The organism is Rahnella sp. Larv3_ips (assembly GCF_003697865.1).
Classification (GTDB): Bacteria; Pseudomonadota; Gammaproteobacteria; order Enterobacterales; family Enterobacteriaceae; genus Rahnella; species Rahnella rivi.
Genome location: NZ_MJIB01000008.1, coordinates 137871 through 149810, shown reverse-complemented (window position 1 = coordinate 149810; position 11940 = coordinate 137871). Strand labels below are relative to the sequence as shown.

Annotated in this window: 19 protein-coding genes; 6 read left to right on the top strand and 13 right to left on the bottom strand. The window is 57.1% G+C overall.

What is annotated here, in order from left to right:
• Positions 1-69: 69 nt before the first annotated feature.
• Complete coding sequence (locus ED901_RS13965) at positions 70-591, top strand: SCP2 domain-containing protein (RefSeq protein WP_122096270.1); 522 nt, start codon at positions 70-72, stop codon at positions 589-591.
• Complete coding sequence (locus ED901_RS13960; RefSeq protein ID WP_056782422.1) at positions 585-1088, top strand: GNAT family N-acetyltransferase; 504 nt, start codon at positions 585-587, stop codon at positions 1086-1088. The genes ED901_RS13965 and ED901_RS13960 overlap by 7 nt, the downstream gene beginning before the upstream one ends.
• 27 nt (positions 1089-1115) lie before the next feature.
• On the opposite strand, the gene ED901_RS13955 is transcribed toward ED901_RS13960, so the two are convergent.
• A complete protein-coding gene (locus ED901_RS13955) occupies positions 1116-1430 on the bottom strand; it encodes a GIY-YIG nuclease family protein (RefSeq protein WP_122096269.1) in 315 nt (104 codons plus the stop codon).
• Positions 1431-1546: 116 nt separating this feature from the next.
• Here ED901_RS13955 and ED901_RS13950 point away from each other — a divergent pair, with 116 nt between their 5' ends.
• Positions 1547-1999: a YhbP family protein gene (locus ED901_RS13950; protein WP_122096268.1), complete on the top strand. Its 453-nt coding sequence runs from the start codon at positions 1547-1549 to the stop codon at positions 1997-1999.
• A 97-nt stretch (positions 2000-2096) separates the two neighbouring features.
• Positions 2097-2738 carry a hypothetical protein gene (locus ED901_RS13945; RefSeq protein ID WP_056782419.1) on the top strand — a complete coding sequence of 214 codons (642 nt, stop codon included), beginning with the start codon at positions 2097-2099 and terminating at the stop codon, positions 2736-2738.
• A 98-nt stretch (positions 2739-2836) separates the two neighbouring features.
• Here ED901_RS13945 and ED901_RS13940 read toward each other — a convergent pair whose 3' ends face one another.
• The 10 genes from ED901_RS13940 to phnF are packed head-to-tail and all read right to left on the bottom strand — an operon-like array spanning position 2837 to position 10432.
• Positions 2837-3475 carry an acetyltransferase gene (locus ED901_RS13940; RefSeq protein WP_056782418.1) on the bottom strand — a complete coding sequence of 213 codons (639 nt, stop codon included), beginning with the start codon at positions 3473-3475 and terminating at the stop codon, positions 2837-2839.
• 8 nt (positions 3476-3483) lie between these two features.
• On the bottom strand, positions 3484-4059 hold the full coding sequence (gene phnN / locus ED901_RS13935) for a ribose 1,5-bisphosphokinase (protein ID WP_122096267.1): 576 nt from the start codon (positions 4057-4059) through the stop codon (positions 3484-3486).
• An 11-nt stretch (positions 4060-4070) separates the two neighbouring features.
• The gene (gene phnM / locus ED901_RS13930) at positions 4071-5207 is read right to left on the bottom strand and encodes an alpha-D-ribose 1-methylphosphonate 5-triphosphate diphosphatase (protein ID WP_122096266.1); all 1137 of its coding nucleotides are present in this window, start codon (positions 5205-5207) and stop codon (positions 4071-4073) included.
• Positions 5204-5911 (bottom strand): phosphonate C-P lyase system protein PhnL, encoded by a 708-nt coding sequence (gene phnL, locus ED901_RS13925; RefSeq protein ID WP_056782415.1) that lies wholly within the window; start codon positions 5909-5911, stop codon positions 5204-5206. The genes phnM and phnL overlap by 4 nt, the downstream gene beginning before the upstream one ends.
• Positions 5912-5939: 28 nt before the next feature.
• Positions 5940-6731 (bottom strand): phosphonate C-P lyase system protein PhnK, encoded by a 792-nt coding sequence (gene phnK / locus ED901_RS13920; RefSeq protein ID WP_056782414.1) that lies wholly within the window; start codon positions 6729-6731, stop codon positions 5940-5942.
• Positions 6731-7606 (bottom strand): alpha-D-ribose 1-methylphosphonate 5-phosphate C-P-lyase PhnJ, encoded by an 876-nt coding sequence (locus ED901_RS13915; RefSeq protein WP_122096265.1) that lies wholly within the window; start codon positions 7604-7606, stop codon positions 6731-6733. The genes phnK and ED901_RS13915 overlap by 1 nt, the downstream gene beginning before the upstream one ends.
• Positions 7596-8678, bottom strand: a complete 1083-nt coding sequence (locus tag ED901_RS13910; RefSeq protein ID WP_056782412.1) for a carbon-phosphorus lyase complex subunit PhnI — start codon at positions 8676-8678, stop codon at positions 7596-7598. Before ED901_RS13910 ends, ED901_RS13915 begins: the two co-directional genes overlap by 11 nt.
• Entirely contained in the window at positions 8678-9259 is a 582-nt protein-coding gene (gene phnH, locus ED901_RS13905; protein WP_122096264.1) for a phosphonate C-P lyase system protein PhnH, read from the bottom strand. The genes ED901_RS13910 and phnH overlap by 1 nt, the downstream gene beginning before the upstream one ends.
• A 3-nt stretch (positions 9260-9262) precedes the next feature.
• The gene (gene phnG, locus ED901_RS13900; RefSeq protein ID WP_056782410.1) at positions 9263-9706 is read right to left on the bottom strand and encodes a phosphonate C-P lyase system protein PhnG; all 444 of its coding nucleotides are present in this window, start codon (positions 9704-9706) and stop codon (positions 9263-9265) included.
• On the bottom strand, positions 9707-10432 hold the full coding sequence (gene phnF, locus ED901_RS13895; RefSeq protein ID WP_122096263.1) for a phosphonate metabolism transcriptional regulator PhnF: 726 nt from the start codon (positions 10430-10432) through the stop codon (positions 9707-9709). It abuts the gene before it with no gap.
• 269 nt (positions 10433-10701) lie between these two features.
• On the opposite strand from phnF, the gene ED901_RS13890 reads away from it, so the two are divergent.
• Both ED901_RS13890 and ED901_RS13885 read left to right on the top strand, forming a co-directional pair.
• Positions 10702-10863, top strand: coding sequence for a type II toxin-antitoxin system CcdA family antitoxin (locus tag ED901_RS13890; RefSeq protein ID WP_082465799.1), 162 nt, complete (start codon positions 10702-10704; stop codon positions 10861-10863).
• Positions 10864-11178, top strand: a complete 315-nt coding sequence (locus tag ED901_RS13885) for a CcdB family protein (protein ID WP_122096262.1) — start codon at positions 10864-10866, stop codon at positions 11176-11178. It abuts the gene before it with no gap.
• A gap of 39 nt (positions 11179-11217) precedes the next feature.
• Here ED901_RS13885 and nrdG read toward each other — a convergent pair whose 3' ends face one another.
• Entirely contained in the window at positions 11218-11682 is a 465-nt protein-coding gene (nrdG, locus tag ED901_RS13880; protein WP_122096261.1) for an anaerobic ribonucleoside-triphosphate reductase-activating protein, read from the bottom strand.
• A 4-nt stretch (positions 11683-11686) separates the two neighbouring features.
• On the bottom strand, positions 11687-11940 hold a 254-nt coding region (gene nrdD, locus ED901_RS13875; protein ID WP_305775600.1), incomplete at its 5' end, for an anaerobic ribonucleoside-triphosphate reductase.

Here is an 11940-nt window from a genome sequence, read left to right as displayed (position 1 = left end):
AATGAGTCTGGCGATGTGGCAAAATAGACTGACGTGTTGCCCAAAAAGTTACCGAAAGGAGTAGTGCGAGTGTTGCAAAAACTACGTGCACGTATAGTTCGTCAGGGGCCATCCCTGTTAAGTGTGCCTTTAAAATTCACCCCTTTCGCCGTGTCGCGTCAGGTTTTGCAGCAGGTGTTGAGCTGGCAGTTACGTCAGGCACTGGCCGACGGCGAACTGGATTTTCTGGAAAGCCGCTGGTTAAAAATTGAGGTTTCCGATCTCAACCTGAGCTGGCAGATGTCCGTCAGCGAAGGCAAACTGATCGTTCGCGAACAAGGCGAAGCCGACGTCAGTTTCAGTGGTCAAGCCAACGATCTGATCCTGATCGCGGCGCGTAAGGAAGATCCGGATACGCTGTTCTTCCAGCGTCGTCTGCGCATTGAAGGTGACACTGAACTCGGTCTGAACGTGAAGAATCTGATGGATTCTATCGACCTTGATACGATGCCTGCACTGCTGAAAAACGGTCTGCTGCGTCTGGCCGACTTTGTTGAAGCAGGTCTGCAAGAGGGCCGCGAGCCACAAGCTCCGGTAGCTGAATCATGTTAATTCGAACTGAAATTCCTGTAGATGCGGCGGGCATAGACCGCCTGTTGCGCTCTGCGTTTCCGACCGGTGCCGAAGCCGATTTAGTCCAGGAACTGCGCGAAGACGGCCTGCTGACGCTGGGCGTTGTGGCAACGGATGATGAAGGTGGTGTCGTGGGTTACGTTGCGTTTTGCCCGGTCGATATTCAGGGTGAAGACCGTAACTGGGTAGGGCTGGCTCCGCTGGCGGTAGAAGCCTCTCTGCGCAAACAGGGGCTGGGGCAAAAACTGGTGTACGAAGGGTTAGATTCCCTCAACGAGTTCGGCTATGCCGCTGTGGTGGTATTAGGTGAACCGGCATATTACCGCCGTTTTGGCTTCAAACCCGCCGCGCCACACGACCTGCATTGCCGCTGGCCGGGCACGCAGGATGCTTTCCAGTTGTTTACCCTGTCAGACGATGCGCTCACTCATGCCAGCGGAGAAGTGGTTTTCCCGGCGGCATTTAACCGTTTCTGATTTCCAGCGGGCCTGTCATCAGGCCCGTCAGCACTCTTCCTGAACACCGCTCTCCGGCAAGCCAAAATACCTTTCCAGACACGGCGGCGCATTTTTTACCAGTAACTCCTTTTGCGCCTTGCTGAGCTTTTTCACTCTGATTTCCAGCTTCGATGCCAGCGAACGGTTGCCCGCAGGGCAATGGAACGCCAGCCGTAACTCGCCTTTTCCCCGCAGCGCTTTCGCCCCTTTTCCGGACTGATGCTCCGCCAGACGCCGCGTCACGTCGGTGGTGATCCCGGTGTACAGCACGCCGGTCGGGGTTCTCAACATATACAAATACCAGTTTGGTGGGGCTGACATAGGCTCATGGCGTTTAATAAAGTTTGCGTAAGTTTACCCGAAGCGCACAAAGGAGTGACGTAAAACCTGTTGGCAGCACGTTACACTGTGCGCAAAGAATGGAAAGGGCACCGTTGATGAATAATCCCGACGATCTGAAACACATCCTGAAGTTTCTCAATAAAAACCACGTTCTGGCGCTGTGCGCCGCCGCCGATGGCGAGATGTGGAGCGCCAACTGTTTTTACGTTACCGATTCAGAAAGCCTGTCGCTGTATTTCATGACGGAAATGAAAACGCTGCACGGCGCACTGATGGCGAAATCGCCGCAGGTGGTCGGCACCATCGCACCGCATCCGAAAACCATCGCCCTGATCCAGGGGATTCAGTTTCGCGCAGAGGCCACGCTGCTCAGTGGTGAAGAAGAGGGGCGCGCGCGCCATCTTTATTGCACGCATTTTCCGGTGGCCGTGGCGATGAAAGCGCCGGTGTGGCGGCTTAAACTCAATTACATCAAGATGACCGACAACACGCTCGGCTTTGGGAAAAAGCTGCTGTGGGATCGGGGGATGTCTGACATTCATCCGTAACAGGATATGTCTTATAGCGCTGCTTTAACGATCAGGTAACACTGAAAAATCTGCTGATAAAAGCTATCTGAAACGCCGATGTTTAAAAGGAAGTGATATGGCAAAAGTTCTTCTTCTTGGTGGGAGTGGTCTGGTAGGGCGAGAGCTTCTGCGCCTGCTCCAGCTGGACCCGCGCGTCAGCCGCATTGTTGCGCCGAGCCGCCGTCCTTTGCCGCCGGGCAGTAAAGTGGTCAATCCGCTGGGAGCCAATCTGACCTCACTGGTGGTCGCGCTGGATGAACCCATCGATTTGCTGTTCTGTTGTCTGGGTACCACCCGCAAACAGGCTGGCAGTGCGGCGGCCTTCCGGGCCGTCGATTACGACCTGGTTGTCGACAGCGCCAAAGCCGCACGGGAACTGGGCGCACGCCATTGTCTTACCGTCAGTGCCCACGGTGCCGATGCGCGTTCGCGTTTTTTATATAACCGGACCAAAGGCGAAATGGAACAGGCGCTGATGCAACAGGGATGGCCGCTGCTGACGCTGGTCAGACCGTCTTTGCTGGTGGGAAAACGGCATCCACCGCGCCTGCTGGAACAACTGAGTGCGCCATTGTTTAAATTATTGCCGGGAAAACTGAAAGCCATTGATGCTGATATCGTGGCCAGAGCGTTGCAGGAGCAGGCATTCAATGCCGGGCTGGGCGGAATAACGGTGCTGGAATCCGATCAGATTGCCGCCAGTATTGAAGATCTTTAATCCGCGTGATCCGCTCAGGCGGATCCTTGTGATAAGGTATCAGGCAAAAAACGTGAATTTTCTGCCTGTCTGACCTGACGCTTCCTCCCGGTCGATCTTTACAGATATTTTTCCGCAAATACCGCCAGATCCCTGAAGTCCGGCATCCTTTCTTTCAGCGTTTCATGATCCCAGTTCCACCACTGACTTTTTTCGATCCTGTCGATCATCTTATCGTCAAAGCGCATGCCGATCTTCTTCGCCGGTACACCCGCGACGATGGAATAAGGCTCGACGTCTTTGGTGACCACTGCCGACGTGCCGATCACCGCGCCATTGCCGACGTTCACGCCCGGCATCAGCACCGCGTTATGGCCGATCCACACATCATTGCCCACGGTGACGTGATGCTCACGCCGCCAGTCGAAAAAGGCCTGATCGTCTTCACCCAGCCCATACACCGAACTGCGGTAGGTGAAATGGTGCTGCGCCACACGCTGGTAGGTCGGATGATTGCCGGGATTGATCCGCACATAAGTGGCGATCGACACAAACTTGCCGATCGTCGCGTAGAAGATCTGGTTATTTCCGGCGGTGTAAGAGTAATCGCCGATCTGCGTTTCTTCGATGATCGCGTTATCCGCGATGTGCACATAGTGCCCGAGCTGCGATCCGTTCAGCTCAACCTGCTGACCAATTTGAGGCCGGGAAAAATCGTGTTCATCAGCCAGCGAAAAGGGAGAAATGATGTCTGTCATAGGATCCTTCATCGTAACGTCACGGGATAAGCCGGGGCACTGACCGGCAGCGAAAGCACCGCCAGCAGATGCTGTAATGTTTCCTGTAATGCGCCGTCATTGTTCAGCAGATGGCATTCGGCGGGCAGCGCGCTGGCATACTCTCTGGCGCGCTGAAGCCGACAGGCAATCTGCGCCGCATTTTCGCGTCCGCGTTTCGTAAGACGTGCGGCCAGCACTTCGTCTGAAACCTGCAAACACACCGGCAGCAGCCGCTTGCCATAACGCTGACGGGCGATGTCCAGATGCGCGCGTGAGCCGTTGACCACCACATGACAGCCCAGTTGCATCCAGCTGTCGATTTCAATGCCCACGCCATAGCGGCACTGGTGTGCATGCCATTCAAGGGCAAATAAACCGAGCTGGCGGCGCTGAGAAAACTCGGTTTCACTCAGCGCAATGTGGTTCTCGGCGCCCGCATCGGCAGGGCGCGTAATGTAGCGGTGCGCCACGGCGACATCAGTGGGTAAATGCTGGCGCAACGCGTCCAGAAGACTGTCTTTGCCTGAACCCGACGCGCCCATCAGATAGAGTAAACGACTCATCCTTTCTCCCCTCAGAACACCTGAATGCCCTGTCGCCAGACGTTTTGAACGTAGTGATGTTCGCCGTGCGCGCGTGCCAGCACCAGGTCCGCGCGTTTGCCCTCGGCAATTTCCCCGCGATCCTGCAAGCCCAGCGCATTAGCCGGATTACGGGTCACCAGCTTCACCGCCTGCGGCAGGCTGAAGGCATTATTCTCATCCGTCGCGATGCGGAAGACCGCGTCGAGCAGGCTGGCGGGATAGTAGTCGGAGGAGAGAATATCCAGCAGGCCGAGTGAGGCCAGCTGGTGCGCCGCGACGTTGCCGGAATGCGAGCCGCCACGCACGATATTGGGTGCCCCCATCAGCACCTGCAACCCGTTAGCATGAGAAGCACGCGCCGCTTCTTCGGTGGTCGGAAATTCAGCGATCACGCTGCCGAGCGCCAGCGATTCTTCGACATGTGCGGCGGTGGCATCATCGTGGCTGGCCAGTGAAATCCTGCGCTCACGGCAGTGTGCAGCAATGGCTTCACGGTTTGGCTGTGCCCAGCGGCGCGACAGGGCGATTTGCTCTTCCTGATAGTCCTCCATCTGCTCATCGTTAAGGTTGTATTTGCCCTGATAATATTCGCGATATTTCTGCGGCGTGGCGAACTGGCGCTGGCCCGGCGAATGGTCCATCAGCGACACCAGCGACAACACTGACGTGTCCATCAGCTTCTCGAACAGCGGCAACGTGGTTTCATGCGGCAGTTCACAGCGCAGATGAAGACGGTGTTCGGCGCGGTTCAGCCCGGCGTTCTGGCTGTTCACAATCGCGTCGATCATCTTTTGCAGATTCTCCAGACGATGCCCGCCGTCGCGCACATCCCCGACCGCCACGGCATCCAGCACCGTGGTGATACCGCTGGCGACCATCAGCGCATCGTGGCTGCTCATTGCGGAATGTGCCGGCCAGTCAACTTTCGGGCGCGGCGTGAAAAATTTGTCCAGATTATCGGTGTGCAGCTCGATAAAACCGGGCATCAGCCAGCCGCCCTGCGCATCCAGCGCCTGTGGTAACTGACTGCGGGTGTCAGCGAAGGCGCTGATCACGCCGTTTTGCATCTCAAGAGATCCTTCAACAACCTGATCGTCGAGCACCAGTCTGACGTTATTAATGATCATGCGGACATCTCCGGAGCCGTTTCCGGGCTCATTTCATATAAACGATCGGCAACGCGTTCGCGTACATCCGCATCATGGAAAATCCCGACCACCGCCGCGCCGCGCGCTTTGGCCTGTTCAATCAGCGTGACGACCGCCGCGCGGTTGGTGGCGTCCAGCGAAGCCGTCGGCTCGTCGAGCAACAGCACCGGATAATCGACCACAAAACCGCGGGCGATGTTCACGCGCTGTTGTTCGCCGCCGGAAAACGTCGAAGGCGCGAGGTGCCACAGACGTTCCGGCACGTTCAGATGGCGCAGCAAGGCGCTGGCGCGGGCTTCGCTTTGCGCTTTATCCACGCCCAGTTCCAGCAGCGGTTGCATCACCAGGTTCAGCGCGCTGATACGTGGGATAACCCGCAGAAACTGGCTGACCCAGCCGACCGTATGGCGGCGAACCGCCAGGATCTGCCGTGCTTCGGCGCTAACCATGTCAATCTGCTGGCCCTGATGTTCCACCCAGATTTTGCCGCTGTCCGGCAGATAGTTGCCGTATAAAGAGCGCAGAAGGGTGGATTTCCCGCTGCCGGAATGGCCGTGCAGCACCACGCATTCCCCGGCATTTACTGTCAGGCTGGCGTTGCTGAATACCGGCAATCTGGCGCTGTTCTGGTTATGCAGAACAAACGTTTTACTGAGATTTTCGACCCTGAGCTTCGTCGTCATTTTGGTCACTCTTTCTCTTAAATAAGGTTCAGGACAGCACGGAAGAAACGAGCAGCTGCGTATAAGGATGATGCGGATCGTCGAGCACGCGGTCGGTTAATCCACTTTCCACCACCTGACCCTGCTTCATCACCAGCAGACGGTGTGCGAGCAGGCGGGCGACGCCCAGATCGTGGGTGACAATCACCACCGCCAGCTGCATTTCCACCACCAGCGTGCGCAGCAGATCCAGCAGACGCGCCTGCACGGACACGTCGAGTCCGCCGGTCGGTTCGTCCATAAACACCAGACGCGGATGCGTCACCAGATTGCGGGCGATTTGCAGACGTTGCTGCATGCCGCCGGAAAACGTGGTCGGCAGGTCATCAATGCGCGACACCGGAATTTCGACATCCTCCAGCCACTGACCGGCTTTCTTGCGGATATCGCCGTAATGACGTTCGCCCACGGCCATCAGACGTTCGCCGATGTTGCCCCCGGCAGACACCTGACGGCGTAAACCGTCCATCGGATGCTGATGCACCACGCCCCAGTCGGTGCGCAGCAAACGGCGGCGGTCGCTTTCGGCCATGTCATACAACGACTGTGCGGCAACCTGGCCGTTGTTGTAGATGACCTGCCCTTGCTGTGGCGCGAGGCGGGCAGAAATCGACTGCAACAGCGTGGTTTTACCCGAGCCGGATTCACCGACAATGCCCAGCACTTCGCCCGGATACAGATTGAACGACACATCGCTGAAGCCTTTACCCGGCGCATAAAGGTGGGTCAGGTTATTCACCGACAACAGGGGTTCGGCGGCGAGATTTAAGGGAGTGGTCATCAGCGGTTACCCTCGTTGGAAGCCTGTTGCTCAACCTGCTGAGCACAAAAATCGGTGTCGGAGCACACGAACATGCGGTTGCCCTGATCGTCGAGCACCACTTCATCAAGATAACTGTGGCGCGAGCCGCAGAGGGCGCAGGGTTCATCCCATTGCTGGACGGTGAACGGATGATCGTCGAAATCCAGACTTTCCACTTTGGTGAACGGCGGCAGGGCGTAAATACGTTTTTCACGGCCGGCACCGAACAGTTGCAAGGCGGGCATCATGTTCATTTTCGGGTTATCAAATTTTGGGATCGGCGACGGATCCATCACGTAGCGGTCATTCACTTTTACCGGATAGGCGTAGGTGGTGGCGATATGGCCGAAGCGCGCGATGTCCTCGTAAAGTTTCACCTGCATCACGCCGTACTCTTCCAGCGCGTGCATTTTTCGGGTTTCCGTTTCACGCGGTTCAATAAAGCGCAGCGGCTCCGGGATCGGAACCTGAAAAATCAGGATCTGATCTTCCTGCAACGGCGTCTCTGGGATGCGGTGGCGGGTCTGGATCAGGCTGGCTTCCACGGTTTTCTCGGTGGTTTTCACCCCCGCGACACTCTGGAAGAATTTGCGGATCGACACGGCATTGGTGGTGTCGTCGGCGCCCTGGTCGATCACTTTCAGCACATCGTTTTCACCGATCACGCTGGCGGTCAGCTGGATCCCGCCGGTGCCCCAGCCGTAAGGCATTGGCATTTCGCGTCCGGCGAACGGTACCTGATAACCGGGGATCGCCACGGCTTTGAGGATCCCACGGCGGATCATGCGTTTGGTTTGTTCATCGAGATAACCGTGGTTGTAGCCGGTCAGTGTGCGGGCGGTATTATTGTTCATTGGCAGGATCCTGTTCTTTCGCGGCGCGCAGGCGTTTTAGCAACTCCAGTTCGGCCTGGAAATCGACGTAATGCGGCAGTTTGAGGTGCGAAACAAAACCGGCGGCTTCGACGTTATCGGCGTGCGACAACACGAATTCTTCGTCCTGCGCCGGGCTGCTGATCTGCTCATTGTATTCACGGGTTTGCAGTGCGCGATCCACCAGCGACATCGACATCGCCTTGCGCTCGGCACGGCCAAACACCAGCCCGTATCCACGGGTAAAGTGCGGCGGTTTGTCTTCGGGGGCGACAAAACCGTTCACCATCTCGCATTCGGTCAGCAGGATTTCGCCGATATCAATGGCAAAACCCAGCTCCTCCGGCACAATGTCGACGGTCAGCCAGCCGGTGCGGATTTCTCCGGCAAACGGATGCGTGCGACCGTAACCGCGCTGGGTGGAATAGCTCAGCGACAGCAGAAAACCTTCGTCGCCCCGCACCAGTTGTTGCAGACGCGCCGCGCGGGATGCCGGAAATACCGGCGGCGTGCGGGTGATATCTTCCGGCTCACTTCCGTCGTCTTCCTCACGAACGGCCAGCTGTTGCTGTGTCAGCAGATCAAATACGTGCCCGCAGTCTTCCGGCTGCGGTTCATCGGCAATCGGGGTAAACGGCGCTTCGCCTTCGGCCAGCAGGGCAAAATCCAGCAGACGGTGGGTGTAATCGTAGGTCGGCCCGAGCACCTGGCCGCCTGGCAGATCTTTGTAGATGGCGGAAATGCGGCGTTCAAGGCGCATCGCCTGAGTGTTCAGCGGCTCGCTGGTCGCCAGACGCGGCAACGTGGTGCGGTAAGCGCGCAGCAGGAAAATCGCTTCTACCAGATCACCGCCGGACTGTTTGATCGCCAGCGCCGCCAGCTCGCGGTCGTAGATCCCGCCTTCGCTCATCACACGGTCAACCGCCAGCCCCAGCTGTTGTTCAATCTGATCACAGCCCAGTTCATTCACATCGGCGTTGCCACGGCGTTCGTGCGCCAGCAACTGATGGGCGGCGGCAATCGCCTTCTCACCCCCTTTAACGGCAACGTACATCAGCACACCTCCACGCGCGTGGTGCGCGGTATGGCAATCAATTCTTCGCCGCAGGTGAACATAAAGTCCAGGCCCAGCGGGAAGCGGTGAGGGCGGTTGAGCAGATAATCGCGGACGGAATCGGGCAACTGCGGCGTGATCATCCGGCTGCTTTCGATGCCCGGCCCGCTCAGACGCAGCGGCGTGCCGCCGGTGAGACTTTCCAGCTGAACAATCACGCTGGTCGCCAGCTCCGGTGACATTTCATCCCCGCACGGGAAAGCCAGCAGGGTGGCGCTGTCGAGCGCCGGATCGGCCAGCGCAAAACTGACGGCAGACGCATTGTCGGTCAGCACGGCACCGGTATGAAAACGCAGGTTTTTACGCAGGATTTCATCGTTGAGCGACGCGCTCAGCCACAGCGGCGTGTCTTTATCGATAAGCGTCAGCAGCACGCAGGCGCTGGCAGAGCCCAGTGCGCCAAAACCGGGCATGGCGGGCAACTGCACGCTGACGCCGGGCTCGCTTAACGCCTTGAGAATACGACGAAAGCTGTACTGCGCATCGGCAACGGGATGTTGAAAACTGGCAACAAGTGACATGAATTATTCTCCGCGAACCAGGGTAAAAAAATCGACGCGGCTGGAAGCCACTTCACGGGCGCGTTGCTGACGGCGCTCCTGTTGCAGCGCAGCCAGCGGGGCAATCACACGTTTATGCAGCAGTTCGTCCATGCCCTGCATTTGCAGTAAGGCGTCGATGACCGCGCACAGTTCGGCGTGCGGTTTATTGCGCCCGCTGACGTAGCTGTAGCCATAGACGCCGCCATCTAACTGAATGACCGCGCGGGTGATGGTCATGTCGCCCATCACGAAACGTTTTCCGGTGCCGCCCATGCGGCCCTGAAGCTGCGTCAGGCCGGTTTCGGCAGCGCGGATGCGTTCAAACTGCGGTGATAAATTTAACGTTTGCCAGTGCGCGAGCAGTTCGTCGGGGCGGCTGTGAGCCAGCACCGACATCCAGCGCTGGCGGGTTTGCAGGTGATCCATTCAGTGCTCCATGGTCAGTTCGATCATGTCGGCGCGCGTCAGGCTGACGGAGTATTCCGCCACCATGTCACTGCCTTCACGAATGTTCAGGGTGCGCACACACAGCAGCGGTGCCTGCGGTACGATTTCGAGTAATTTGCTCTCTTTCGCCAGCGCGCGGCGGGCATTGATACGGGTGGTGCGGCGGCTGAGTTTTTGCTTAATTTCTTCGCGGATAAAATCGTGCAGCGAGCCGCTGTGGAAGTTTTGCAGCGCAGGCCACCAGTCGAGATCTGGCAGGTAGTGGTCAATCACGCAGACCGGCACACCGTTAACGCGGCGCAGTGTGCGCAAATGAATAATCGTGTCGCCTTCCTGGCGGGACAGCGCCGCCGCGACGTGATCGGTCGCCGGACGCAGCACCGCCAGCAGACGTTCGCTGGTCGGGTGACTGCCCTGATCCAGCAGGTTCTGGCTGAACCGCGCCTGCGAGTGCAGCGGATAATCGTAAGGCCGCATCAGCACCAGCGTGCCAATGCCCTGACGGCGTTGCAGCCAGCCGCGATCCACCAGCTCATCCACCGCACGGCGCAGCGTGTGGCGGTTCACCTGAAAACGATCGGCAAGCTGTTGTTCCGGCGGCAGATAATCACCGCAGCGGTAACCGTTACGCAGTTCCTGTTCCAGTTCGGCAGCGATTTGCTGATACACCGTGGTGTGACTGGTCGGATGTCTAGATAAGTTCATCACAATGAATACCTCGCACGGGATAAACGGGCTATGGCAGGGGAAGTATGAAAGCGGTCTGAAAGGGTCATGATGCAAACCTCAGTGTGGCGTTGGCATCATGTTGGCGGAGCTTAATGACAGTTGGGTGAAGGTCTGATTGCAGGGAAATGAAGAGTTGGAAGATGCCTCGCAGGAATTAACAGTGGTGATTTACGAGTTGAGTGTGAAGGAATACACTTTGTTTTAGTTGATTGTTTTTCATACTAAAAACTGTAAAAGGAACTGTTATGTCAGTAGGAAATAAGAGGGATTTTAAAATGTCTGCGGAGCAACCCGTTCAGGAAACAGCAGTTGAGCAATGGCGACGTGAAAACCGGGCCGGGCTTGAGGCGCTCAAGAAATACGTGGAAAAGCATGGGACGCTGACTCATCCGCCACGGAAATTATAAATGGAGCATTACGCTATTTATAAAAATATGGGTGAGCGTAAAGCCGCTTACCCTTATCTGCTTAATGTTCTCCATCCTGCGGCGAGTGGCTTTGGTCATACCGTCATGGTGCCGCTGGTTCCCCTGGCGAGGATGACTACCTCTCCCCCTAAAAAACTGTGCCCGTTACTTAAAGTTCAGCACAAACATTATGTGCTGATGACACACATTCCAGGCGGGATCCCGCCTCAGGAAATTGGCGATCAGGTCAGGCAGCTCGATGGTGAAATCTATGAAGTGAAAAATGCGTTTGATTTTTTACTGAATGGAATTTGAATCAGAGGAGAGGGGAATGATTTCCCCTCTGAATGGAATCTAACGTAAGTAATGGATCACCTGATTACCGCTGCCGCGCCAGATAAGTGACGGGTCTTTCAGTTCCTGTACGAATTTCCCGTCGACCAGCACGTTGATTAATGCCGTCACTTCCTGCTGTTCAGCGCTCAGTTCACCCAGCGTATAACCGGTCCACATCCACACGTCTTTACCCGGACATTCTGCCCGCACGCGCAACAACAACTGGCGCACGGCGGAAAGATTCTGCGGATGCAGCGGGTCGCCGCCGGAGAGCGTCAGCCCCTGACGTGGGATGACGGTATTTTGCAGGTCGGCGATGATGCGGTCTTCGTCTTCCTGCGTAAAGGGTTTGCCGGAATCCAGCCGCCAGGTGCTTTTGTTATAGCACCCGCGGCATTCGTGGACGCAGCCGGAAACGAACAGCACGCAGCGCGTTCCCGGCCCGTTGACGACGTCTATCGGGTAATACTGATGGAATCTCAACGCATTAACCCAGCTGGCCGTTACCCAGATGTTTAATCCGGCGCTTCACTTCTTCCTGCTTACCGGCGTTAAACGGACGGGCGTCCGGGCTGCCGAGATAACCGCACACGCGGCGGGTGACTGACACGCGGGAAGGTTCGTGATTGCCACATTTCGGGCAGGTGAAACCTTTGCTGGTACATTCGAATTCGCCGGTGTAGCCACAGTCGTAGCACTCATCGATGGGCGTGTTGGTGCCGTAATACGGCACGCGGGTGT